The 25,130-nt window shown below is 71.5% G+C and carries 18 protein-coding genes; 6 read left to right on the top strand and 12 right to left on the bottom strand.

Annotated features, from left to right (window positions below; all coding sequences use genetic code 11):
• Positions 1-5 precede the first annotated feature (5 nt).
• Both V6V89_RS01510 and V6V89_RS01505 read left to right on the top strand, forming a co-directional pair.
• A complete protein-coding gene (locus V6V89_RS01510; RefSeq protein WP_334617045.1) occupies positions 6-3,398 on the top strand; it encodes a beta-L-arabinofuranosidase domain-containing protein in 3,393 nt (1,130 codons plus the stop codon).
• Between the two features lie 134 nt (positions 3,399-3,532).
• Positions 3,533-4,114, top strand: coding sequence for a hypothetical protein (locus tag V6V89_RS01505; protein WP_334617044.1), 582 nt, complete (start codon positions 3,533-3,535; stop codon positions 4,112-4,114).
• 113 nt (positions 4,115-4,227) lie between these two features.
• Here the strand turns inward: V6V89_RS01505 and V6V89_RS01500 are convergent, their stop codons facing one another.
• A complete protein-coding gene (locus V6V89_RS01500; protein WP_334617043.1) occupies positions 4,228-4,698 on the bottom strand; it encodes an iron chaperone in 471 nt (156 codons plus the stop codon).
• A 41-nt stretch (positions 4,699-4,739) separates the two neighbouring features.
• The gene (locus V6V89_RS01495; protein WP_334617042.1) at positions 4,740-5,075 is read right to left on the bottom strand and encodes a VOC family protein; all 336 of its coding nucleotides are present in this window, start codon (positions 5,073-5,075) and stop codon (positions 4,740-4,742) included.
• Between the two features lie 128 nt (positions 5,076-5,203).
• Here V6V89_RS01495 and V6V89_RS01490 point away from each other — a divergent pair, with 128 nt between their 5' ends.
• The gene (locus V6V89_RS01490; protein ID WP_334617041.1) at positions 5,204-8,011 is read left to right on the top strand and encodes an ATP-binding protein; all 2,808 of its coding nucleotides are present in this window, start codon (positions 5,204-5,206) and stop codon (positions 8,009-8,011) included.
• Between the two features lie 18 nt (positions 8,012-8,029).
• Here the strand turns inward: V6V89_RS01490 and V6V89_RS01485 are convergent, their stop codons facing one another.
• On the bottom strand, positions 8,030-9,574 hold the full coding sequence (locus tag V6V89_RS01485) for a pectate lyase family protein (protein ID WP_334617039.1): 1,545 nt from the start codon (positions 9,572-9,574) through the stop codon (positions 8,030-8,032).
• A gap of 388 nt (positions 9,575-9,962) precedes the next feature.
• On the opposite strand from V6V89_RS01485, the gene V6V89_RS01480 reads away from it, so the two are divergent.
• Positions 9,963-10,913, top strand: a complete 951-nt coding sequence (locus V6V89_RS01480) for a GNAT family N-acetyltransferase (protein WP_334617038.1) — start codon at positions 9,963-9,965, stop codon at positions 10,911-10,913.
• A gap of 32 nt (positions 10,914-10,945) precedes the next feature.
• Here V6V89_RS01480 and V6V89_RS01475 read toward each other — a convergent pair whose 3' ends face one another.
• The 6 genes from V6V89_RS01475 to V6V89_RS01450 form a co-directional block, all read right to left on the bottom strand.
• Positions 10,946-11,794, bottom strand: coding sequence for an ABC transporter permease (locus V6V89_RS01475; RefSeq protein WP_334617037.1), 849 nt, complete (start codon positions 11,792-11,794; stop codon positions 10,946-10,948).
• Positions 11,794-12,828: an ABC transporter ATP-binding protein gene (locus V6V89_RS01470; protein WP_334617036.1), complete on the bottom strand. Its 1,035-nt coding sequence runs from the start codon at positions 12,826-12,828 to the stop codon at positions 11,794-11,796. Before V6V89_RS01470 ends, V6V89_RS01475 begins: the two co-directional genes overlap by 1 nt.
• Complete coding sequence (locus V6V89_RS01465) at positions 12,825-13,928, bottom strand: hypothetical protein (RefSeq protein WP_334617035.1); 1,104 nt, start codon at positions 13,926-13,928, stop codon at positions 12,825-12,827. Before V6V89_RS01465 ends, V6V89_RS01470 begins: the two co-directional genes overlap by 4 nt.
• Positions 13,912-14,517 (bottom strand): sigma-70 family RNA polymerase sigma factor, encoded by a 606-nt coding sequence (locus tag V6V89_RS01460; RefSeq protein WP_334617034.1) that lies wholly within the window; start codon positions 14,515-14,517, stop codon positions 13,912-13,914. The genes V6V89_RS01465 and V6V89_RS01460 overlap by 17 nt, the downstream gene beginning before the upstream one ends.
• A gap of 66 nt (positions 14,518-14,583) precedes the next feature.
• Entirely contained in the window at positions 14,584-15,546 is a 963-nt protein-coding gene (locus tag V6V89_RS01455) for a glutamate ABC transporter substrate-binding protein (protein WP_334617033.1), read from the bottom strand.
• A 24-nt stretch (positions 15,547-15,570) separates the two neighbouring features.
• Positions 15,571-16,107 (bottom strand): hypothetical protein, encoded by a 537-nt coding sequence (locus V6V89_RS01450; RefSeq protein WP_334617032.1) that lies wholly within the window; start codon positions 16,105-16,107, stop codon positions 15,571-15,573.
• A gap of 125 nt (positions 16,108-16,232) precedes the next feature.
• Between V6V89_RS01450 and V6V89_RS01445 the strand changes: the two genes are divergently transcribed.
• Complete coding sequence (locus V6V89_RS01445; RefSeq protein WP_334617031.1) at positions 16,233-18,569, top strand: ATP-binding protein; 2,337 nt, start codon at positions 16,233-16,235, stop codon at positions 18,567-18,569.
• A 5-nt stretch (positions 18,570-18,574) separates the two neighbouring features.
• On the opposite strand, the gene V6V89_RS01440 is transcribed toward V6V89_RS01445, so the two are convergent.
• Positions 18,575-19,138: a DUF4232 domain-containing protein gene (locus V6V89_RS01440; protein ID WP_334617030.1), complete on the bottom strand. Its 564-nt coding sequence runs from the start codon at positions 19,136-19,138 to the stop codon at positions 18,575-18,577.
• Positions 19,139-19,208: 70 nt separating this feature from the next.
• On the opposite strand from V6V89_RS01440, the gene V6V89_RS01435 reads away from it, so the two are divergent.
• Positions 19,209-19,532, top strand: a complete 324-nt coding sequence (locus V6V89_RS01435) for a PadR family transcriptional regulator (RefSeq protein WP_334617029.1) — start codon at positions 19,209-19,211, stop codon at positions 19,530-19,532.
• Between the two features lie 356 nt (positions 19,533-19,888).
• Here V6V89_RS01435 and V6V89_RS01430 read toward each other — a convergent pair whose 3' ends face one another.
• Together V6V89_RS01430 and V6V89_RS01425 are read right to left on the bottom strand one after the other, a co-directional pair.
• Entirely contained in the window at positions 19,889-21,274 is a 1,386-nt protein-coding gene (locus V6V89_RS01430; RefSeq protein WP_334617028.1) for a M1 family metallopeptidase, read from the bottom strand.
• A complete protein-coding gene (locus V6V89_RS01425) occupies positions 21,220-25,107 on the bottom strand; it encodes a Pls/PosA family non-ribosomal peptide synthetase (protein WP_334617027.1) in 3,888 nt (1,295 codons plus the stop codon). Before V6V89_RS01425 ends, V6V89_RS01430 begins: the two co-directional genes overlap by 55 nt.
• Positions 25,108-25,130 lie beyond the last annotated feature (23 nt).

The following is a 25,130-nucleotide window of genomic DNA, read 5'->3' as shown; positions in this document are numbered from 1 at the left end:
GAACAGTGGCCCAGTTCGACGAGGTCAAGTTCAACCGGCGTCGGCTCCTTCAAGCGTCCGCCCTCAGCGCCGGCGCGGGTGCGGTCGCGGGCAGCGCCGCTTTCACGGCACGCGCCGAGGCGGCGCCGGATGCCGGCGCGGCAGCGGCTGTGACGGCCACCGCGCTCGGACCCGGCGTTACCGCGCCGGTCAGGCCGTTCGAACTGCGCGAGGTGCGGCTCGGCAACGGACTGCTGCAGGAGAAGCGCGACCGCATGAAGAACTTCCTGCGACAGTACGACGAGCGGCGCTTCCTCGTGCTGTTCAACAACCAGGCTGGCCGGCCGAACCCCGCGGGCGTCTCGGTGCCGGGCGGCTGGGAGGACGGGGGACTCCTGAGTGGACACTGGGCCGGTCACTACCTGACGGCGCTCGCGCAGGCGTACGCCGACCAGAGCGAGGCCGTCTTCAAGGAAAAGCTTGACTGGATGGTCAGCGAGCTCGCCGCGTGCCAGGCCGCCATCACCGCCCGGATGGGCACCGGCGGGCCGGGCGGCGAGGAGCCGCCGGAGCCGCAGGTCGACCGGGTACCTGGCCGGTTCGGCAACGCGCTGCGGCTGAACGGGCCCAGCGTGGCGCAGTACGTGACGCTGCCCCAGGAGGCGATCAACCAGCTGACCGACTTCACCATCGCGGCCTGGGTGAACCTCGGGTCCGCGCAGAGCTGGACCCGGCTGTTCGACTTTGGACAGAACGCCACGGTCAACATGTTTCTGACCCCCCGGGCCGGCGTCACCGGCAACGCGCCCCGGTTCGCCATCACCATCGGTGGATCCGGCCAGGAGCAGCGCATCAACGGCACCGCCGCGCTGCCCACGAACCAGTGGGTGCACCTGGCCGTCACCCTGTCGCAGACCACCGGCACGCTGTACGTCGACGGCCAGCCGGTCGGCACTAACACGAACATGACGCTCAACCCGTCGAGCCTGGGCAACCCCGGCAACCGCTGGATCGGGCGCTCGCAGTACAACGACCCGTACCTCGACGCGACCATCGACGAGTTCCACATCTTCGACCGGGCGCTCAGCCAGCAGGAGTTGCTGTCCATGGTGGACTCGCCCGCGGGCGGCACCGGCGGCGGAAGCATCGCCTGGTACCGGTTCGACGAGGACGGCGGCACCACCCTGCGAGACGCCTCGCCCAACGGCCGCGACGGCGGCATCGTGGCGGCACAGGAGGGCGGAGACAGCGACTGGATCCCGACCCACCCTGGCTATCTCGGCGCGATCCCGGAAGACGCGGTGCTGCGGCTCGGCCCGCCGCGCTGGGCCGTCTACGGCGGCAACGCCGACACCAACACCTGGGCGCCCTGGTACACCCAGCACAAGATCATCCGTGGTCTGCTAGACGCCTACTACCAAACCGGCAACACGCAGGCCCGCGACATCGTCGTCAAGATGGCGGACTGGGCCCACCTCGCGCTGACCGTCGGCGACAAGAACCACCCCGACTACACCGGCCCCATCACCCGCGACAACCTGAACTACATGTGGGACCTCTACATCGCCGGCGAGTTCGGCGGCGCCAACGAGGTCTTTCCCGAGATCTACGCGATCACCGGCGACTCGAAGCACCTGGAGACCGCCAAGTGCTTCGACAACCGGGAGTCGCTGTTCGGCGCCTGCGTCGAAAACAGGGACATCCTCGTGGTCACACCCGAAAACAGGCCCGGCCGGCGCCGCCCGGAGCGCCTGCACGCCAACACGCACGTTCCGCAGTTCATCGGCTACCTGCGCGTCTTCGAGCACACCGGCGACCGGGAGTACTTCACGGCCGCCAAGAACTTCTACGGCATGGTCGTTCCACACCGGATGTTCGCCAGCGGCGGGGCGGGCGGCAACTACCCGGGCTCGAACAACAACGTCGAGCTGTTTCAAAACCGGGGAAACATCGCCAACGCGATCGCGCAGGGCGGCGCGGAGACCTGCACCACATACAACCTCATCAAGCTCGCCCGCAACCTGTTCCTGCACGAGCACGACCCGGCCTACATGGACTACTACGAACGCGGCCTGCTCAACATGATCACCGGGTCCCGAGCCGACACCGCGACCACGAGCGACCCGCAACTCACCTACTTCCAGCCGCTGACACCGGGAGCCGCCCGCAGCTACGGCAACACCGGCACCTGCTGCGGCGGCACGGGCCTGGAAAACCACACCAAGTACCAGGAGACCATCTATCTCAAGTCCGCCGACGGCGCGACACTGTGGGTCAACCTGTACGCGCCCTCGACCCTGACCTGGGCCGAGAAGGGCTTCACCGTCACCCAGCGAACCACCTATCCGCGCGAAGACCGGACCACACTGACCATCGACGGCAGCGGCCCGCTCGACATCAAGCTGCGGGTGCCGGGCTGGGCGCGGAAGGGCTTCTTCGTCACCATCAACGGCGTGGCGCAGAGCGTCGACGCCGAGCCGGGTAGCTACCTGACGGTGAGCCGCGCCTGGCAGCCGGGCGACACCGTCGAGATCCGGATGCCGTTCAGCATCAGGATCGAGCGGGCCCTGGACCGCCCCGACACCCAGGCGGTCTTCTGGGGCCCGGTGCTACTGCAGACCCTCGGAAACCCGGGCGGCGGCACCTTCCGCGAGCTGACCCTCTGCCGCCACCTGAAGCGAGACGGTGACTACGCCCGCGCGGCCATCACGCACGAGAGCACCACAGCGGCGGGCGACCCGTACTTCACGACGCACGGGCTCACCCTGCGGCCGTACTACATCAGCGACACCCAACCCGTCTCCTCGTACTTCCGCCGGGTCGAGCCGACGATCGTGTTCGGCTCCATCGACACCGGCGTGCCGAACCGCAAGCGCAACGACGGCCTGCCCAACTACGACGTCCCCGTGTCGGGCATCCCTTCGCCCGGCACCGACGGCCCGACCTTCCTCGACCTGGTGTGGGATCAGGCGCCCTTCCCCGACCACGACGCGTTCGTCGAGTCCGTCACATGCACCGCCGAGGCGTTCGTCGCGGCGGGCGTCTTCACCGTGTCCGAAAGGGACGTCATCGTCGCGCGCGCCGTCAGCGCGGCACAGGAACTCGCGCCGCCCGCGGCCTGGGCCGTCGAGATCCAGGCCCGCACGCAGTGCATCGGCACCAACGCCTACCTGTCGGTCAACGTCCGCAACGCCGACGACGTGCCGCTCACCATCGAGATGGTCACGCCGTACGGCACACGCACGGTGGCTGACGTCGCTGCGGGCAAGTCCGTCTACCAGTCCTTCAACACCCGCCGCGCGACGGTGCCGGCCGGCACCCTGACCGTGAAGGTCACCGGGGCGGTCGACGCGGTTCCGGTTACCACACAGATGGAGGCGGCGTACGGCGCGAGCAGCTGCGCCCGCGCCGTCGACTGATGGACGGCGGCCAGCAGAGGACGCTCGACGTCACCGCCCACAACCCGTCCTGGATCTCTAGCGGCGTGGCGTCGCCATCGGGTTGGACGGGCTAGAGGCAGCTTTGTGGCGGCGGCCCTTTAGGCTCGCACGCCATGAACGACTTTAAGCCGATCGAGGACCGCGAGGGCCACGTGGGCGGTATCGAGTCCATGATGGTCGACGGGCGCCGGTGGTTCTTCGGATTCGACTACAGCATGGATACGGCGGTCTCGCCGCTGATCGACGACCCGGGGCGGATGGCGGCGTTCGCCAGCGAGTACATGCTCCAGACCGACGGTGCGCACGACGCCGCCTACTGGCGGGAGCTCGTCGACTCGTCGGTGGAGGAGTCCGGCCTCGTGGGGGAGGACGAGGATCGCACGTTCGACAGTGAAACGCTTGCGGCGCAACGGCTCTCGCCCAGCAGTCACCTCATGTACCTGATGGGTGCGGCGACGGCGTGGGACGACTCGTTCTTCGAGGACGACGAGATCCAGGCGGCGCTCACGGCGATCGGCGTACGCGATCGTGACCGTGACTGGGACTGCCTCGAACAGTGCATCGCAGCCGCGCAGTCGGATGGCGCGGAGGTGCGCGCGTCCGGCACGCTGTTGATGACGCGGTACCAGCGCTTCGTCTTCAGCAACCTGCCGGCCAACTGGCCCGAGGTATTCGCGGCCCTGCGACCGAGCTGAGCCCGGCAGCGCCGCGAGCGTCGATCAAGGAAAACCCCACGGATCAAGGGCAAACGCACGTGGTTCGATCTCAAAACCACGTGCGTTTGCCCTTGATCGGCGCAGGGACGGGATCAACTCACCGCTTGCTTGACGAGTGCGCTGATCCTCGCCTCGTCGGAGGGGGTCATCGTCGTCAGTGCGAACGTGGTGGGCCACATGGTGCCGTCATCGAGGTTGGCGACGTCGGTGAAGCTGAATGTGGCGTACCTCGTCTTGAACTTCTGTGCGGGTTGGAAGTGGCAGAGGACCTTGCCGTCCTTGGCGTACGCGGGCATCCCGTACCAAAGCCTCGGTGCCAGGTCCGGCGCGTTGGCCTTGACGATGGCATGGATCCGCTCGGCCAGTCCGCGGTCCGTTTCCGCCATTTCGGCGATCTTGGCGAGCACGTCGCCCTCGCCAGCGGCCTTGGCGCCGGCGCCGCGGCGGGCGGCGGTCTTCAGCTCCCGGGCATGCTCCTTCATCGCGTCTCGTTCTTCGTCGCTGAATCCGTCGTACGTCTTGGTAGCGGTCGCCGTGCTCTTGGTCGACTTCTTCGTGCTCATGGTGGTTTCCTCTCCTGCGTGCGGGCTTGGGGTGTTTGGGCTCAGCTGTCCTGGAGCAGGCCGAGGACGTTGCCGTCAGGGTCGGTGACGGTGGCCACCACGCGGCCGCCACCGACGTCGCGCACCGGCTCCTTCACGGTGGCACCCGCCGCCGTCACCTCGGTCAGCTTCGCCTCGATGTCCGGCACGTGCCAGTAGGCCACCGGCGAGGTCATGCCCTGCGGTCCGCCGCCCGGTACCAACCCGATCTGCTGGCCGTCGACCTCGAAGCCGACGTAGTAGGTGCTTTCGGTCTGCGGCTGGACGCCGAGCAGAGCGGCGTACACCGCCTTCGCCGCCGCCAGGTCGGACACGGGGTGCAGCACGGTCTTGATCATGATTTCTCCTGAAAGTCGTGGTTCAGATCGACGCCTAGAGCATCTCCCCGGAGGCGGCGGGCCCACATCCGTGCTGACCACGGGGACCACCACGGAGTCGGGCCTGCGTATGCGGCAGGATGGACCCCGTGGCGGCTCAGGCAGGGATCTCAGGCCGTGAGGCCGAGGTGTTGTCCCTGCTCGGGGAGCACCTCAGCAACGCGGAGATCGGCGCGCGGCTGTACATCTCCGTCCGCACCGTCGAGACCCACGTGTCCTCGCTGCTGCGCAAGCTCGGCGCTCCAGACCGGCGGGCCCTCGCCCACCTCGCGACCGAGTGGAGCCGGGCGGCGCGGGGCGGCGAGGCGGCCTTGGGGCTGCCCGCGCCGGTGACCACGTTCGTCGGCCGGGCGCACGAGCGGGCGGCGCTGGCCGAGGCGATCAAGACCCACCGGCAGGTGAGCGCGGTGGGTCCGGGCGGGGTCGGCAAGACCCGGCTGGCGCTGGCCGTCGCGGCCCAAGCGGAAGGCGACTTCGCCGACGGTGTGTGGTTCGTCGACCTGGTCCCGGTCACCGACCCGGCGATGGTCGGAGCGGCGGTGGCCGCCGCGGTCGGCATCGGCGAGCAGCAGAGCCGCGGCATCGACGAGTCGGTGGTCGCCGCCCTCGCCGACCGGCACGCTCTGCTCGTGCTCGACAACTGCGAGCACGTACGCGACGGCGTGGCACTTTTCCTGGAGCGGCTGCTCGCCGGCTGCCCGCGGCTGACCGCGCTGGCCACCAGCCGGGCGCGGTTGATGGTGCCGTTCGAACGCGTCTACCCGATCCCGCCGCTGTCGCTGACCGGTGACGGCGAGTCCGACGCGGTGGCGCTGTTTCTCGAACGGGCCGCAGCGGTGGGCTGGCCGCCCGCGCCCGAGCAGCGTGCCCAGGCAGCCGAGATCTGCCGAGGGCTGGACGGCGTGGCGCTGGCGATCGAGCTGGCGGCCGCCCGGTTGCCCACCCTTGGCCTGGACGGCCTTGCCGGCGTGCTCTCCGATCAGCTGAGGCTGCTGACCGGCGGCGCCCGCGCCGACGACCGGCACCGCTCGGTGCGGGCCATGCTGGACTGGAGCCACGCCCTCCTGGAGCCGGCCGACCGCACGCTGCTGCGCCGGGTCGCCGTCTTCGTGGCTCCGTTCACAGTGGACGCCGCGCGGCAGGTCGCCGGGTTCGCGCCGCTCGAAGCGGCGGCGGTGGTGGAGGGGTTGGCCCGGCTCACCGAGCAGAGCCTGTTGACGGCTGCCCCGGCCCCGGGCGTCACCCGATATCGCACGCTGGCAACCATCCGCCAGTACGGGGTGGAGCAGCTGGCCAGCGCCGGTGAGCTCGACGATGTCCGGTTTCGACACCTGCGCTGGTGCTTGGCGACCGCCGCCGAGCTGGCGCGGGACACCTCGCCGGGCACCGGGGTGTGGCGAGCCGGGTTCGACGCGGCGGCCGACGACATCCGGGCCGCCCTCGGCTGGGCGGCCGACGAGCCCGGTCACCGCGCCGACGCGTACGAGCTGGCACTGTCCCTGGCTCAGCTGACCTTCACGCGGAACCTGGTCGGCGAGGCCCAGCAGCGATACGAGCAGGCGGCGTCGCTGACCGCCGACCCGGCCGCCGCGGGGTCGGCGCTCCGGTACGCCGCGGCGGTCGCCGGTTGTCGAATGCGTGGCGAAGACATGTACCGGCTCTACGGCGCCGCCGCCGACACCGCGCGTCGCGCCGCAGACGCCGCCGGGGTCGCCCGCGACCTGGCTACGGCCGCGGCCACCGTCTACCGGTTCTCCGGCACGTTCTCCCAGCCGCCACCGCCGGGCGAGGCCGCGATGCTGCTGTCCGAGGCACGCGAGCTGGCCGGCGACGACTCCGCCGCCCAGGCCGCGGTGGCCCTCGCCGAGTGCGGGGTTCTCACCGAGGCCGCCGACACGACCTTGCCGGAGGCGATCGCGCGTGCCGAGCGGGCGGTCGACCTCGCCCAGCGGACCGGCGATCCGCTGGCCCACAGCGCGGCCCTCGACGCGCTCACCGCCGTCCAGTGCTGGGCGGGCGACACCTTCGCCACCGCAGGCACGACCCGCCGGCGGGTCGAGCTGCTCGCCTCGGTGCCGGTGACGCCAGCGAGCGCGCGCGAGCGGGTAAACGCCCTCTCCGAGGCGGCCGAGACCTGTATCGGAGTCGGTGACCTGGAGGGCGCACGCCGGTGGGGCGAGCAGCTTCGCGACCTGCCGCTGCTGGCCGAACGCGGTGACTTCGCCACGTCCCGGCTGCTGGTGGCGGATGCGCTGGCGGGCAACATCGACAGCGTGCTCGCCGGCAGCGGGCGGTTCCTCGACGCCTGGGAGCGCTCCGGGAGCAGGCACGCGCCCCACCTCGCCATGGCGGCGGCCGCGGTGGCGATGGTCCACGGCCTGCGCGGTGACGACGGGGCCAGAGCCCAGTGGCTGGCCATCGTCGACGAGCTGGGCATCGCACCGGAGCAGAATGCCGGCTACAGCGCCGTGTTCGATGCGATCGTCCTGCTCCACCACGGTCAGGCCGACCGGGCCCTGGCGGGGTTGGCGGCCGAGCCCGACGAGATGGACGAGTGGGTCATCTGGGTGTGGCGGCACTGGTATCTCGCGCTGCGTGCCGAGGCGGCCGCGCTCACCGCGGACCCCGAAGCACGCCGCCGCGTCACCGCCACCCGCACGATCGTCGCCGGCAATCCGATCGCTGGCGCCCTGGTGGACCGGGCAGAGGCCCTGCTCGACGGCGACCAGGACCGGATGCTCGCCGCCGCGGCGGCGTTCGAGGCCGCCGGCTGCCGCTACCAGTGGGCGCGGACCCTGGTACTCGCCGGTGGCGACCGCGCCGCGACCGGCGTGGCGGCCCTGGCCGACCTCGGCCTTGCCGCCCTCGACCATCGGGCCGGGGGCCGTCGGAGCTGACGGCCCCTGGCCCAGGCCCTAACCGGCGTACGTCTCGAACTCGGCGACCCTCGGTGTGGCGCTCGAGCTGGTGATCTCGAAGGTGACCTTCTTCAGCGAGGTCCGGGCGAAGCTGATGACACCGGCCCCGCTGCCGGAGGCCAGGACGGCACCGGTGTCGTGGTTGACGACCCGCCAGGAACCGATGGCGCCGGTGGCGCCTGACGCCTCGCGGATGTTGATCCTGGAAACGGTGGTCGCGGAGCCCCACTTGACCGAGATGGAGCCGGTCGAGCCGCTCGGCGACCAGTAGGTGCCCATGTTGCCGTCCAGCACGTTGCCGTAGCTCGTCCCGCTGGCCTTGCTGGAGCCGTCGGCTCCGGCACCGATGCTGAGGTTGGTCCCGCTGGGCTGGGTCGGTGCCGGCGTGGTCGGGTTCGGCGCGGCGGTGGTCGGTGCCGTTGTCGTCGGTGTCTGCGGCACGCAGTTGCCGTTCGACACCTGGAGGCCCTTGTTGGCGCCGGCCGTCTGGCTCACGACGCTCGGCACGCAGCTGGCGCCGTCGAGGGTGTAGGGGTACGGGATGCTGACCGTGGTGTTGGACGGCATGCCGGGCCCGGCGGGGTTGGTGTCGCTGCCACGGCTGGACCAGGTCACGTTGTCGAGGATGTTGCCGCTGGCCTGCCAGTAGCCGGCCTGGTCGGTGTAGAAGGTGCCCAGGACGTCCTTGGAGTTCCTGAAGTAGTTGTTGTCCACTTTGGCGCGAGCACCGGCCCGGGAGTTGATGCCGGACTCGTGGAGGCTCACGTAGTGGTTGTTGTAGATGTGGGCGACGCCGCCGCGCAGCAGGGGCGTGCGGGAGTCGATGTTCTCGTACAGGTTGTGGTGGTAGGTGATGAAGCCGTTCGAGAGGTCGCTTTCGCTGGACCCGACGAGGCCGCCGCGGCCGGAGTTGCGCAGGATGCTGTAGGACAGCGTCACGTACTGGGTGTTGTTCTTCATGTCGAAGAGGCCGTCGAAGCCCTCGGACTCCCCGCCCGACGCCTCCAGGGTGACGTGATCGACCCAGACGTTGCGGACGGTGCTTTCCATGCCGATGGCGTCACCGCCGTTGGAGAGCGGTGAGCCGGACTTCTTGACGTTCCGGACGGTCACGTTCTGAATGATGATGTTGCTGGCGTCACGGATGTGGATGCCCAGCTGGTCGAACATGGCTCCGCCACCGACCCCGATGATCGTGACGTTGCTGATCTGCTTGAGTTCGATCACGTCGGCGGCGGTGTTGCAGCTCGCTCCCGACACCTTGGTTGTGTTGCCGTGGTTGATGGTCCCCTCGACCTGGATGATGATCGGGGTACTGCTGCTGGCCCGATTGCACAGCGCCGTGTGGATGGCGGTGCCCGTGGTGGCCCGCACGGTCTGCCCGCCCGCACCGCCGGTGGTGCCACCGTTCTGGGTCGCGTAGCCGGTGACGCCGCCGGTCGCCGCCGACGCCTCGGGTATCGACAGCACCACACCGGTCGCGGCCGCGAGGGCCGTCGTGGCCAGTGCCGCATAGAGTCGCAGTGCGACTGGTCGTCTCATCGTCGCCTCACTTTTCGAGATTCCTGGCTTGCCGCTTCATGCCGTGGGTCATTTCGGCGGCCAACGGAGGCTGCCGACCTTGTCGCGTTAGGAAAGCGCTTTCCGTCGCGAGGATAGGACGACATCGATTGATGAGGCAAGATCTCGGCCTGGTTTGCGGCGTATGTTCTTGATTAACAAGATCGACAAACGTCAGTAAGTCCTGTCCGGCCGGCCGGGGCGGCCGGCGTCCGGACCGGCTTGATCCACTGCCGAGATCACCCAGTAAGGTGAGCCGGCCAACCGGTATGGACACCGTTCACCCACACCGGGCCGTGACATGGCCGATCCGGGCGCGGGTGATATCCGTGGCGCTGAATGCGTTTGACGGCGGTGGTGTACTCGGCGTGTGGTCGACCACGTGCTGCGTCCGTTCCAGACCGACGACGTGCCGGCGGTGCATGAGCTGCATGCCCGCCATGCCACGGCTGACGACGTTGATGTGTACTCCACTATCGAGCCTGTCCTCGACGCGGACGCTGTGCGGCGGGGGATGGAAACGGCCGACTGGGCGGTCGTCGCGGTCGACGCGACCGGTTCGGTGGTCGGGTGGGCTTCGTTGCAGTCCTGGACGGAAGACGACGCCACCCGCGTCTTCCTGACCGACGGCTACGTGGCGCCGCCGGCGCGGGGGCGCGGCCTTGGCAGGCGGCTGCTGCGCCAGGCCGAGGCAGTGGCGGCCCAGCTCGCCACCGGCCACACCCAAGACGGCCCGGTCGTGCTCGGCGGCAATGCCTCGACGGTCCAGCCGGACCGGGCGGCGTTGCTGGAGCACCGTGGATACGAGCACACGTTCACCATGGTCGAGATGGAGCACGACAGGTCGCCGGTGCGGCCTCGGCCGCTGCCTGACGGCGTCACCGTCCGAGCCGCCACGGTCGCCGACGCTCGACCGCTGCACGCGCTCACCGCCCGGGTGTGGGCGGGGCGGCCATTCTTCACGCTGCCGACCGAGGACCGGTTCCGTGACTGGCTGCGCCGGTCGCGGCTGGCGCTGTTTCAGGTGGCGACCATCGAGGACCGAGTGGTGGGGTTCGTCGCGGTGAGCCGCTCGCCTGTGCGCGTCGAGGTCGAGGATATTCAGGTGGATCCGGAGTTCCAGCGCCGCGGCCTCGCGACCGCGATGCTCACCCGGGCCCTCAGCGCGCTGGCGCCGCGGGGAGCGGGCCCGGTTCGACTGCACACCGAGGGACACGACCCCGCCGGAGCGCGGTCACTGTACGAGCGGCTCGGCTTCCGCGTGGTGCGTGAGTACCGCCGGTACCGCAAGCCGCTCAGCCTTGGCAGCTTCGCAGCCTGAGCCGCAGGTTAGCGAGCGAAGCCGGATCGACGTCACAGGTCGCGGCGCTGGAAGGCGACGGCCGCGAGCCCCAGTACGACGGCGATCCAGAGGCCGGTCCAAGCCAGATAGGTGGTGGTGAGCGGGGCCATGCTCAGGAACGGGGACTCCCCGATCCCGGAGTCGGCCTGCAGGGCCAACGCGGGGTCCTGGAACGAGTTCATGGCACCGCGCCACAGGCCGTCGGTCGGTAGCAGCATCCGGGAGACGGTGCCGACCCGCGCGACGCTGTCGTTGTCGAGGGCTTCGCCGACCGAGCCGACCACGCCGGCGATCCAGGTGGCGCCGAAGAGGCCGACCGCCACGATGCCGGAAGCCATCGGCGAGATCGCGGTCGACAGCAGCAGGCCCAGGGTGAGCAGCACCGCGGTCTGGACCGCGAGCAGGGCCAGACCGGTCACCGGATGCGGTGCCCAGTAGCCCATGGTGACCCGGACGATGAGGAGTTGGGCCAGGCCAGCCACGGCCACGAAGCCGCCGCCGAACGCCACGAGCCCCAGCCACTTGCCCACCAGTACCGCCGAGCGGCGGATCGGCCGGGCCAGGATCGCCAGCGCCGTCCCGGACTCGACCTCGCCGGCCAGGGTGGGGCCGGCCAGGAACGCCGTGCCGAGAGCGGCGATCAGGCTCAGGCCGAACATCACGAGATTGAGCACAGTGGAGCCGGCCACCTTGGCCTCTCCGGAGGTGAACCCACCGAACTCCGCGTCGAGCCGGGAGAACCCCCAGGCGCTGAGCGCGAGCAGAACGACCGTCATCACGGCGAGCGAGCGCAGCACCCGGCGGCGGGCGGCCTCCCGCAGCGTGAGGGCGGCGACGGTGGTTACGGTACGGACAATCATCAGGACACTCCGGTGTGGCTGGAAGCCGGGGCCGACCCCGACGGACCTTGACCTGGATTCCGCTTGGGGATCTCCTCGCCGTGACCGGTGCGGAGGATGTCCAGCAGGCGCTCCTCGAGGCTGATCCGGCCGGGCTCGACGGCGTGCACGCGCACACCGAGGCCCACCAGGTCGGCCACGAGGTCCGGCACGGTCGTGGTGTCCTGTTCGGCGGGGAGCGCGACGGTGAACGAGTCGCCGCTGCGGGTGAGCCGGCCCGCGGCGGCCAGCCTGGCCTCCGCCCGCGCGTTCACCCCGTCGAGCCGCAACCGCACCTCGCGCTGGCCGAGCAGCTCCGCGAGGGTTCCTGACGCTGCGATCTGACCCTTGTCGAGGATGACGACCCGGTCGCAGACGCGCTCCACCTCGCCGATGAGGTGTGAGTTGAGCAGTACGGCGACGTCGCGGTCCTTGAGGGACAGCAACAGGTCCCGCACGTCGGCCCGGCCGAGCGGGTCGAGGGCGCTGGTCGGCTCGTCGAGGATGACGAGCTCCGGGCGGGCCACCAGTGCGACGGCCAGCCCGAGGCGCTGCTGCATGCCTTTGGAGAAGCCGCCCACCCGGTCGCCGGCGCGATCGGCGAGGCCGACGGCGCCGAGGCACTCGCGCCGCTGCGCGTCCGGCACGGTGACACCGGCGAGGCGGACGTGCAGGGCGAGCACCTCGACGGCGGTGAGCCACGGCTGGAACCGGAAAAGCTCCGGCAGGTAGCCGACGCGGGCCCGGGCCCGCGGGTCCTTGGCTGGCTGTCCGAGCAGCAGCACCTCACCGGCGTCGGGCCGTACGAGGCCGAGCAGCATCTTGATGACGGTCGTCTTGCCGGCGCCGTTCGGTCCGAGCAGGCCCAGCACCTCGCCGCGCCCGACGGTGAAGGAGACGCCGTCGACCGCGGTGCGCCGCCGGTACTGTTTGCGCAGACCCGAGGACCACACCGCCGGTGCCGAGGGCAGCTCGGCGAGCAGCCGCTCCGCGGCGTCCAGGGACGGGCCGGTCACCGGTCCCACCGCAGCCCGCGCGCCACCGACAGCACCTCGTCGGCGGTCAGTGAGCCGGCCACCGCGGTGACGACGCCGTGGTCCACCCAGACCACAGCTGCCATCACACCGTCTCGCGAGGCGAGCACCGTGGCCGGCACCCCGCCGACGTCGGAGGCCGAGCTCGTCATTTCGTCCGCTGACACGAACAGGGGCAGCGTCGTCCCGTCGCCGGAGAAGTCGCGCAGCTGCGAGGCGACGTTCTCCGGCAGGCCGGGCAGGGACAGCACGTAGTCGCGGGCCGTCTCGAACGGGATGCCGGAGGAGTACGCGGTGGGCGCGACCGCGCCGGCCACGATCATGGCCGGCACGGGACGGTTCTCCGCCCAGACCGCGGCGAACGCCGGTCCGGCCGTGAACCGGAACTGGCTGCCGTCCAGGCCAGGAGGTGGCGGCGGCAGCGTGTGGCCGGACGCCGCGACGGTCTGCGCCGCCTTCTCGACCGAGAAGGTGAAGATCGCGCTGGCCGGGCCGGCAGCGTGGTACGTGGGCTGTCCCGTCACGCCGCGGGGCAGTTCGCTCACTGCCGGGACGGAGAGGCCGGAGGCCTTCTCCGCCGCGGCGGCGTCGGCGACCTCGTGTATGTCGACCTTTTCGACGACCTCGACCTTGCCGAAGGCGTCCAGCTCGGGCAGTTTCACCAGATCGGCCTCGGGGGCGGTGACCGGGGTTATCTGCTCGGCGCGGAAGATCTGCAGCCAGTCCGTCGCGGCGGCGGTGCTGGCTCCGGCCAGCAGCGCGACGACGGCGAACCCGGCCACCACCGGGCTGCGCAGCGCCGCGCGCCACCGGCGGGCGGGGCTGGTGGTGGTCGGGACGGCTGTGGTCGCTGGCCGGCCTCCCTCGACGGTGACCGCGCGGGACAGGCGGGCCCACCCCGCGTCCACGTCCGCGTCGACCTCGATGGCCAGCGACGCGGTGACCGCCGCCGCGTCCTGCTGGGCGGCCGCCAGCCCGGACAGGCACACCGGGCAGCCCGCTACGTGTTGCCGATCGGCGTCGGTCACGCCGGCCGGCTCGTCCACTAGCCGGCGCAGCGTGCCGTCACTCGGATGGCGCATGATGGTTCAACTCCTTGCGAAGGGCGGACTCGGCACGCCGCACGGTGGTGCCCACGCTGCCGGGGGAAAGATCGAGAGCGGCGGCGACCTCGGCGTAGCTGAGGCCGCTGTGCCGCAGGACCAGGGCAACGGCCTGCCTGCGGGGCAGCCGCGCCAGCGCCGCCCGCACGCGGCGGCGCTCGTCGAGGGTCACGACCGTGTCGGCGACATCCGGGCAGACGGCCCCGCCGTTGTCGGCGGCCACCTCCCGGGAGGCGCGGCGACGGCCCGAGCGGAGGTGGTTGAGCGCCGTGTGCGCGGCGGCGACGGACAACCAGGGCAGTGCCTCGCCGGCCGGAACCGAGGAGCGCCCGAACGTCAGGAAGACCTCCTGAGCCACGTCTTCGGCCTCGTCGCGCGAGCCGAGCACGCGGGCCGCGACGGCGACCACCCGCGGATAGGCGGTGCGGAAGATCTGCTCGAGGTCGGCACGGACTGCCCCTCGTCTCGGAGGACTCGCCACCACGCCGTCCTTCCGCTCCGCTCGTCTGGCGAGGGCGGCCGACAGCGCGACGGCCGGCCCGCTCCCACCACGCTCAACGACATCCACATCTCTACAGCACCACCGGCGCCCAGGATGTGACACACATCCTCAAGATCACGCCATATCGGCAGGTCAGGAGCGGTATCGGGCTGGCGGCGGCGCCGGCGCGGGGCCCAGGTTCGACAACCAGCGCCGGTAGCTGGCCTGCCAGGTGCCGTCGCGGCGCAGGCGCTCCAGGACTCCGTTGACGTACCGGACCAGGTCGGTCGCGCCGGGTGCGGTCGCGACGCCGTACGGCTGCCGTTTGATCGGTGGGCCGACCACGACGGTGGTGGGGTCCTGCGCGGCCAGGCCGGCGAGCAGGATGTCGGAGGTCGATACCGCGGCGACCTGGCGTTGCTGCAGGAGGATCAGGCAGTCGATCACCTCGACCACGGCGACCGGGATCACCCCGGGATAGGAGGCGATGTTGCTGATCGAGGTGCTGCCGGCGGCGGCGCATACCTTCGACCCGGCCAGGTCCGCCATGCTGGCCACGGGGGAGCCTTGCGGCACGAGCAGCCGCTGAGCGGCGCTGAAGTACTCGGTCGAGAACGCGACCTGCCGCCAGTCTCGGCACGTCATGGTCATCGTGCGCATCACCAGGTCGACCCTGCCGCTGGTCAAGCTGGGAATCCGGTCAGCGGCGCCGAGCGCGACGAACTGCACCCGGTCGGGGCTGCCGACCAGATCACGGGCGATCTCCCTGACCAGGTCGATCTCGAAGCCGGCCAGCTCGCCGGTTGCGGGATCGCGGAACCCCACCTGGTACGCGTTCTGACTGACGCCGGCGATCAGCCGGCCACGCGCGCGGATCCGCGCCACGGTCGGGCCGCTCAGGCCGGTCGGCGGCAGGCTCGCCCGAGGATCGCAGGACTGGTCGCCGTCGGCCGCTACCGGCTTCGCCGGATCCTCCACGCCGACCGGACGAGGAGCCTCGGTGGTCACGGCCGCCTCGCGCAGCGCCGGCCGCTCGGCCGCACACCCGGCAAGAGCGACGGACGCGGCAAGCAGCATTCCCGCACCCAGGCGGCGCACCACCGGCGACGACAGCATCAGCCGATACCGTACCGGCGGGTGTCAATCGTCCAGGTGCTGGTCGAGAACGCCGCGCAGGGCGCGCATCGCGAAGTACAGCCGGGACTTGATCGTCTCCACCGGGACGCCGCGTTCGACCGCGGCGGCCTCGAGCGAAACCCCGCCGTAGACGAGTTCGACGAGCAGTTCGCGGTCCGCGTGCGGTAGGTCGTTCATCATCCCGACGATCGCGCGGGTGGGTACCTGGGGCCCTGTTTCCGGACCGCGCAGCTCCTGGACCAGCGGGTACGGGCGATCGTCGCGGCCGGCCGGCGCGTATCGCTCACCGTCGCGCAGCACGTTGCGGGCGGTCAGCACCAGCCAGGGCCGCACGGCGGACGGACGCTGGGGGTAGCGCCGAGGGTCCTGCGCCAGCCGATACAGCGTCTCCTTGAGTATCGAGTCAGCAGCGGCCTCATCACCCTCCGTGAGCTTCAATACGTACGCCCGGAGGCCCGCCCGATGCGGGTCGACCAGTCGGTTGAAGGCTTCCGCGGCACGCTCCGCACTGGCCTGCCTATCGGCGGCGTGGCGGCCCATGCCGTTTGCCCCTCTCGTTCCGATCGTTGTGTGTGGACTCCAATTCTCGATCTCCAGGCCCCGTGCGGACACGGGGAAAGTACCTGGACTACTACCCGGAACCGTCGACCCACTACCGTGCCTCTATGGCTACCGCCACGACCGCGCGCGGTTCCCTCGGCAACCTTCCCGCCGAGGTGACCAGCTTCGTAGGCCGCCGGCACGAGGTGACCGGGGTCAGGCGGATGCTCTCCACCAGCCGGCTCGTCACGCTCACCGGCGCGGGCGGGGTCGGCAAGACCCGGCTCGCCGCGCGGGTCGGCGCCGAGCTGCGCCGCAGCTTTGCCGACGGGGTGTGGTTCGTCGGGCTCGCCGAGCTGCACGACCCCGACCTGGTCGCGGTCACCGTCGGTGAGACGCTCGGCATCCGCGAAGACGAGGTCAGCCCCGATGCGCGAGGGCTGGCCGCGTTCCTGGCCGACCAGCAGGCGCTGCTCATCCTGGACAACTGCGAACATCTCGTCGACGCCTGCGCCGAGCTCGCCGAGAGTCTGCTGCGGGCCTGCCCTGACCTGCGCATCCTGGTCACGAGCCGGCAGGCGCTGCGGCTCGACAGCGAGGCCAACCTGACCGTGCAGCCGCTGTCGGTGCCCGGCCACGGCGCCGCCTGCACCTCCGCTGAACTGCACAAATACGAGTCGGCGAGCCTGCTCGTCGAACGCGCGACAGCACTGTGCCCCGACTTTCAGGTCACCGACGCCAACTGCGTGACGATCGTACGGCTGTGCCAGGCGCTCGAAGGCATGCCGTTGGCGATCGAGCTGGCTGTGGCTCGGCTCCGGGTGCTCTCCCTCGACCAGATCCTGGACCGGCTGACCGACCGGTACCGGCTGCTCACTGCGGGTGCCCGCAACGCGCCGGCCCGGCAGCAGACGCTGCGCGCGCTGATCGACTGGAGCTGGGACCTTTGCTCCGACGCCGAACGCACCCTGTGGTCGCGGGTCTCGGTCTTCTCCGGCGGCTTCGAGCTGGACGCCGCCGAGGCGGTATGCGCCGACGACAAGCTGCCCGCCGACACCATCCTCGACCTGATCGCGTCCCTAGTGGACAAGTCGGTGCTGACCCGCGCAGGCAATGGCACCGCGCGCTACCACATGCTCGATGTCATCCGCGAGTACGGCGCGCACGAGCTGCTCGCAGCCGGGGAGCAGGAGGCCATGGCCAGCCGGCACTGCCGCTGGTTCGCCGAGCTCGCCGCGTACGCCGACCGGAACTGGGTCAGCCCTCGCCAGACGGTGGTCATGCAGCGGCTGCGCCACGAGCGTGCCAACCTGCGGACGGCCCTGGAGTACGCGATCACCACCGGCCCGCCCGAGACCGCGTTGCAGTTCGCGGCCGACCTGCTGAACCACTGGTTCGTCCGCGGCTTCCTCTCCGAGGGGCGCCACTGGCTCGACCGCGCCCTCGCGATGCCCGCGTCTCCACACTGGACACGTGTCAAGGCCCTACGCGTCGCGGCGTGGATCGCCGGCATCCAGGCAGACGACCGGGCCGCCGCGCTGCTCGCCGACGCGGTGGCGCTGGCCGAGACGTTGCCACCGTCGTCGGAGCACGCCTACCTGTCCCTGATCCAGGGCGTCTTCCTCATGTGGGCGGGCGACCACGCCCAGGCACTGCCGAGACTCGAGCAGGCGCTCGCCGGATTCCGCGCGCTGAACAACCGCAACGGTGAAATGTGGACGCTGATCGTGCTCGGGCTGAGCCGCGGCCTCGCCGAACAACCGTCCAGCGGCTACCCGGATCTGGTCGCCGCCAAGGACCTGGGTGCGGCAAGCGGCGAGGCCTGGTGGCAGTCGTTCGCGCTGTGGGCGCTGAGCGTACTGCGCTGGCGGGACGGCGACTACGCCGCGGCGACCGCGGCGGCCAAGGAGAGCCTGGTGATCCGCAACGTCGTCGAAGACGAGCAGTTCACGGTCGGGCTCGCGATGGAGTCGCTCGCCTGGATCGCCAGCAGCGAACGTCGCGACCAGCGATCCGCCGAGCTGCTCGGCGCCTCCAAGCGGATGTGGCAGACGATGCACACCTCACTGGCGCCCTTTCGAAGCCTGCAGGACTGGCACGACGAGGTCGTCGACGAGGTGCGGTCGCGCCTGGGCGCGACCGCGTTTTCGGCGGCCATCCGGCGCGGCTCCGACCTGTCCGCCGCCGACGCGGTCGCGACGGCGCTCGAGCGAAAGCCCCGCGTACCGGTGCCCGAGCAGCGCGCCGACACGGCCGCCGGCCACGGGCTGACGAGGCGGGAGCGCGAGGTCGCGGCGCTGATCGCCCAGGGCCTGACCAACCGGGAGATCGCGGCCCGGCTCGTGGTCGCGCAGCGCACGGCCGAGGGACATGTGGAAAACATCCTGAGCAAGCTCGGCTTCACCTCCCGGACCCAGGTGGCCGGCTGGCTGGCGGACCAGAGACAGCCGTCCCGAGACTGACCGCGTCAGGTGGGGGCGACCCACGGGCTCGTGGCGATGGTGCCGGTGGTGCCGAGGTCGATGCCGCCCTCCGGACTGAGCACCTGTGCGGGTTGGCCCGCGGCTGGTGCCATCTCCAGGTAGGTGCCCGTAGTCGCCGACACGTTGGCGTCGGTTACGGTGTTTCGCCACACCACGACCGCTGCCGCGAGGGCGCCGGGGGCCAGCGTCACCTGCCGCGGCGGCCCGTCGAAGCCCGTGATGGTCGAGATCTGTGCCGTTCCTCGCACGACGGTGACGTCGAGGGGCTTGCGGTCGGCGTCGAGTACCTGGAGCGCCGGGTAGCCGTTGGCGGTATACGGCTGGCTGCCGCAGTTGGCCATCTCGACCCGCATCGCTCGCAGGCCCGAGGCGGCCTCCACCTGGCCGGCGGTGAGTGTCACGCCGGACGGCGGGCACGCCGGACTGGCGGTGGCGGTTGGTGCGGGCGGTGTCGGGTCCGGTGTCGGCGTCGACTCGTCGGTACAGGCTGCCAGCACGACCAGCGTGGCGGATACCGCGGCGAGGCGGGCGGCGGGTGTCGCGTGCATCCGACGATTGTGCAAGATCGACACAAGTTCACTGCTTGGCGGGTCAACTCTGAATATATAGAGTTATCGCGTGACCAGATCTCGGCGTCCGTCGGCGCAGACCACGGCGGTCGTGCTCGCGCTGGCTGAGGAGCCCACCGCCTGGCGGTACGGCTACGACCTGTGCCGGCAGCTCGGTCTCAAGCCCGGTTCGCTGTACCCGATCCTCGTGCGGCTCGCGGACCGCGCCCTGCTCGAGACCGCCTGGGAGACCAACGCGCCAGCCGGCCGACCGCCGCGACACCTGTACCGGCTGACCGGCTCCGGTCGCGCGCTCGCGACGGAGCTGGCGGAGGCACCGCCGCGGCCAGCGGCGTCCCCACGACGAACGGAGCCGAGATGGCAGGGAGCGTGAGCCGGCCACAACGCCGGTATGAGATCGCCGCCGCCGTGCCCGTCGTGGTGGTCTTCGCCGCCCTGTACGCCTGGGGCGTCCTGGCCGATGGCCCGAACGCGTCGGCGGATATGGTCTGGCTCGCGGTGCTGTTCCTGATACCGACCTTCTTCTGGCTGGTCGCGTCGTCGCTGCTGGTCCACCACTGGTGGGAGCGTGCCGGCGCTCTCATGTCCACGCTGGACGCGCCGGGTCAGTTGCTGGCCGCCACGGTGGCCACCCTTCCCGAGCCTCGGCGGCGTTGGGGCGAGGCGATGCTCGGCGAGCTGGACCAGCTGTGGCGCCCGGTCGGCCGGCCGGGCGCCACAGCGCAGAGTCTAAAGTGCCCGGCCCAGCGGCAGAGCCGGCAGCGGCGCGGCGTAGAGCCAGGCGTCGAAGAGGTCCGTCAGCGGCCGGCCCGCGTGCCGTCCCGCGAGCGCGGTGAACGCCCGCGTGGTCACGGTGCCGTGGTTGTTCGCGGCGACCCAGCCGCGCAGCGTCTGGAAGAACCGCTCGTCGCCCACCTGGCGCCGCAGCGCGTGCAGGGTCAGCGCACCGCGCTTGTAGAGCCGCTCGTCGAACATCCGATCCACGCCCGGATCGGCGACCCGCAGATCCATGGGGCGGGCCGCGAGCCGCGCGTACCACATCCGGGCGAGCGCCTCCACGGACGCGCCACCCGACGCCTCCGACCAGAGCCACTCCGCGTACGTGGCGAAGCCCTCGTTGAGCCAGATGTGCCGCCAGTCGGCCACCGTCAGGCTGTTGCCGAACCACTGGTGCGCCAGCTCGTGCGCCACCAGCCGCTCGTGGGTCCGCCGCCCGTCGATGTGGTTGGCGCCGAAGATTGACATGCCCTGGGCCTCGATCGGGTCGTCCAGGTCGTCGTCGGTGACGACGATGGCGTACTCGCCGAACGGGTATGGCCCGAAGAACCGTTGCAGCGCCTGCATCATCTCGCCCTGGCGCCCGAAGTCGTGGGCGAACTGCCGGCGCAGCCTCGCCGGCACCGCGGCCCGCTGCGCCGGCCAGCGGGTGGAGAGGTCGATCCGGTCGTACCGTCCTATCTGGATGCTGACCAGGTAGGTGGGCGTCGGCTCGGGCAGGTCGTAGACCCAGGCCGTCGTGCTCGCGCTCCGCCGGCGCTCCGCCAGCTTTCCGGTCGCGATGACGGTGTATGGCGTCGCCGCCGTCACCGCGATGCGATAGCTCGCCTTGTCCGACGGGTGGTCGTTGCACGGAAACCAGGACGGCGCGCCCACCGGCTGGCTGGCGATGAGGACGCCGTCGGTCAGCTCGTCCCACCCGATGTCGCCCCACCGCCCGGCGATCGGCCGGGGCCGCCCGGCATAACGGACCTCGACCTGGAACACCGCGTCGACCGGCACCGGGCGGGCCGGCCGCACGTGCAGCTTGTGGCCCGCATGGTTGAACTTCGCCACCGTGCCGTTGACAAGCACCTGCTTGACCTGGAGCCCGGCCAGATCGAGGCTGAACCGCGACAGGCCGTGAGTGGCCACCGCCGTGATCGCCACCTTGCCGGTGAGCCGGTTGGTGGTGATCCGGTAGTCCAGGTCGAGGTCGTAGTGGCGGGTCCGGTAGCCGCCGTTGCCGTGTTCTGGAAGGTACGGATCTCCGGAGCGCTCCGCACCCGGCCGCGCGGTCTCGGTCATCCCCGGTGCGCTGCCGGCTGGCTCGCCTCCGCTGACGGGCGGCTCGGCCATGCCGCGATCGGGTTGCCGAGCCAGCGCGAATCAGCCGGCACCGTGTCGCCACGGGTCACCAGGGAGCCGGGCCCGACTGTGGTCCGCGCGCCGATGGTCGCGCCCGGCAGCACGATCCCGTGCGGGCCGAGCGTCGCACCCGCTGCCAACGTCACGTCGTCCATACTCATGATCCGATCATGGAAGAGGTGTGTCTGTACGACGCAACCCCGGTTGACCGTCGCCCCGTCGCCGAGGCGCACGAGGTCGAACTCCGGCAGCCAGTACGTCTCCAGCCACACCCCGCGGCCGATCTTCGCGCCCATCGTACGCAGCCAACCGGTGAGCACCGGCGTGCCGGTGGCGGCGGGAACCAGCCATGGCACCGCGAGGACCTCAACGAAGGTGTCGGCGAGCTCGTTGCGCCACACGAAAGAGTCCCACAGTGGACGGTCACTGGCGCGGAACCGCCCGACCAGCAGCCACTTCATCGCGGTGGCCGTCGCGGCGGCCAGCACGCCGGCGCCCAGCAACACGACACCGGACAGCGCTCCGGCGGCCACCGGCCCGAGCGCGTGCCACACCGCGGCGAGCGCGGCCAGGACGAGCACCGCCAGCGCGCCGCCGCACACGACCGGCACCAGGCGGAACAGCTCGACGAGGGCGCGGGCGGCCCTCAGCCGGGCCGGCGGGGCGTACGTGCGGCTGCTGTCCGACTCCTCCGGTGACCGGCGCAGCGGCATGGGCGGCATGCCGAGCCAGGACGAGCCCTTCTTGGCCTTGCGCGGCGCGGACGACAGCACCCCGACCAGGCCACGCTTCGGCACCGAGTGTCCCGGCGCGGCCATCCCGGAGTTGCCGAGGAACGCCTGCTTGCCGATCCGGGTGGGTGCCACGTGTAGCCAGCCGTTCCGCAGCTCGTACGTGGCCACCATAGTGTCGTCGGCGAGGAACGCGCCGTCGGCGACGGTGGTCATCTTCGGCAGCGCCAGCACCGTGGACGCCTCCACGCCCCGGCCCACCTTCGCGCCGAGCAGCCGCAGCCACGCCGGAGTCAGCACGCTGGCGTACAGCGGGAAGAGCCCGACCCGCGCCATGCCCATCAGGCGCTCGGTCGCCCACACCTGCCATGCGACCCGGCTGTGCACCGGGTGGTAGCCCGCGCGCAGTCCCACGCTCAGCGCGCGGACCGAGGCCAGCACCAGCGCCGCGTAGGCGGCCACGTACATCAGCGCGGCGACCGGCATGGCGAGCAGTGCGGCGGTGGCCGCGCCGCCGAGCGTGCCGGTGCCCGCCGACGCGCGCACCAGGACCGCGATCCCCGGTATGGCGGCCACGGCCGGCAAGGCCCCGAGCAGCAGCGAGGTGACGCCGTACACCGTGGCCCACCGCCGGGACCGGCCCGGCCGCCCGGCCGGCCACGCGTGACCGCTCTTCCCGGCCCGGGCGGCCGGCGCGCCGACCCACCGCTGACCCGCCGGCACCGCTCCGCGCACCGTCGAGCCGGCGCCGACCTCCGCGCCCTTGCCGACCCGCACGCCCGGTAGCAGCGTGCTGCGCGCGCCGACCCGCGCACCCGCACCGACTCGAATCTGTCCGATGTGGACCACGTCCCCGTCGACCCAGTATCCACACAGGTCGACCTCCGGCTCCACGGCCGCGCCCCGGCCCACCTTCAGCAGGCCGGTGACCGGCGGCGCCGAGTGCAGGTCGACGTCCGGGCCGACATCGGCGCCGAGCGCCCGCGCGTACCGGGTCATCCACGACGCGCCGGCCACGCTGGTGGCGCCGCTCAGGTCGGCGAGCCGCTCGGCGGTCCACAGTCGCAGGTGGACCGCGCCGCCGCGGGGATAGCGGCCGGGGCCCACGCCGCGCAGCAGCAGCCGCGCCCCGCCGGCCGAGATGGCGATCCGGCCGACCGGGCTGAACAGCGCGAACCAGCCCAGCGCCACCCACCACCAGGAGACCGCCGGCGCCCACGGCGCGCCCAGGAGCTTGGCGGTGAAAGACAGGGCGGTCAGCCAGCGCAGCCCGACGATCGTCAGCAGTGGCACCATGAGCAGCGTCTGGATGGCGCCCGCGAGCCGCGGCGTGGGGGCGATCTCCCGCCTGGTCGTGGCGCTCGCGCCGAGCCCGTCCAGTACCGCCGCGAGGTCGGCCAGCCGTGGGTGCTGGTAGAGGTCACCGACCGACACCTGGGGGTGGCGGGTCCGGATCCAGGCGACCAGTTGCGCCGCGGCGAGGCTGCTGCCGCCGTTGCGGAAGAAGTCCGCGTCCGCCCTGGTTACGCGTACGCCGAGGATCTGCGCCCAACCCTCGGCCAGCCACACCTCGGTCGCCGACAGCGCCGGAGCAGGGACGTCCACTGTGGGCAGCGGCCAGGGCAGCGCGGCCCGGTCCACCTTCCCGGACGTACGTGTGGGCAGCGCGTCGACGATTGCGAGCAGCGGCACCAGCGCGGCGGGCAGGTGCTCGCGCAGCCGTGCCGTCGCCGCGTCAGAGTCGAACGCCGCGCCAGCAAGGACGGTCACGTACCCGACCAGGACCTGATTGCCGGCCTTGGTGCGGCGCACCGCCGCGGCCGCGCTGGCCACGTCGGGCAGAGCCTGGAGTGCGGCGTCGACCTCACCCAGCTCGATCCGGCGGCCGCCGAGCTTCACCTGCTCGTCGTCGCGGCCGATGAAGACGAGCCCTTCCGGCTCGGCGCGCACCACGTCACCGCTGCGGTAGGCGCGGTCCCAGCCGAGCGAGGGCAGCGGCGCGAACCGCCCCGCGTCCTTGGCCGCGTCGAGGTAGCGGGCCAGGCCAACACCGCCGATCACCAGCTCGCCGGTGCCGCCCATCGGCACCGGCTCGCCGTACTGGTCGACGACCGCGAGCCGCCACCCGGCCAGCGGCAGCCCGATCCGCACCGGTCCCTCGCCGGTGAGGCGGGCGGCGCACGCCACCACGGTCGCCTCGGTCGGCCCGTACGTGTTCCAGACCTCGCGGCCGGGCACGGCCAGGCGCTCGGCCAGCTCGGGCGGGCACGCCTCGCCCCCGAAGATCAGCAGTCGCACTCCGTCCAGCGCCTCCGCGGGCCACAGCGCGGCCAGCGTCGGCACCGTCGACACCACGGTGATGCGCTGGGCCGCCAGCCACGGGCCGAGGTCGACCCCGCTGCGTACCAGGGAACGCGCGGCCGGTACCAGGCACGCGCCGTGCCGCCAGGCCAGCCACATCTCCTCGCACGACGCGTCGAACGCCACCGACAGCCCGGCGAGCACCCGGTCGCCCGGCCCGATCGGCTCCGCGGTCAGAAACAGCCGCGCCTCGGCGTCGACGAACGCCGCCGCCGACGCGTGGCGTACCGCGACGCCCTTCGGCTTGCCGGTCGAACCGGAGGTGAAGATGATCCAGGCGTCGTCGTCCGGACCGGGCCTTTCCGGCGCCGTTCCCCCCGCGGGGGCGAGCGATGTCATCGCCAGGCCGTCGCCGAGCACCGCGCACACGCCGGCCTCCGCGAACACCAGCTCCGCCCGCTCCGGCGGATCGTCGGCGTCCACCGGTACGTAGGCCGCGCCGGCGGCGAGTACCGCAAGGATCGCGACGTACAGGTCCGCCGTGCCGGAGGAGATGCGGATGCCGACCCGGTCGCCGGCGCCGATCCCGGACGCGGCGAGCTTCTGCCGCACCGCGTCGACCTCGGCGGCGAGCCGGCGGTAGTCGTACACCCGCGCGCCGTCGTCGATCGCCGGGGCGTCGGGGTGCCGGGCGACCGTGTCGTCGAGGATGTCCAGGAGGGTGCGGCTGGCCGGGGCGGTGTCAGACCGGAAGACGGCAGGAGCCGTCGGCAGCACGGGCGTCAGGGTCACAGCGCACCTCTCTGGGCACGCCA

Source organism: Micromonospora sp. CPCC 206061, from assembly GCF_036906915.1.
Lineage (GTDB): Bacteria > Actinomycetota > Actinomycetes > Mycobacteriales > Micromonosporaceae > Phytohabitans.
The sequence above is the reverse complement of the archived record's forward strand: the minus strand, read 5'-3'. Positions and strand labels throughout refer to the sequence as shown.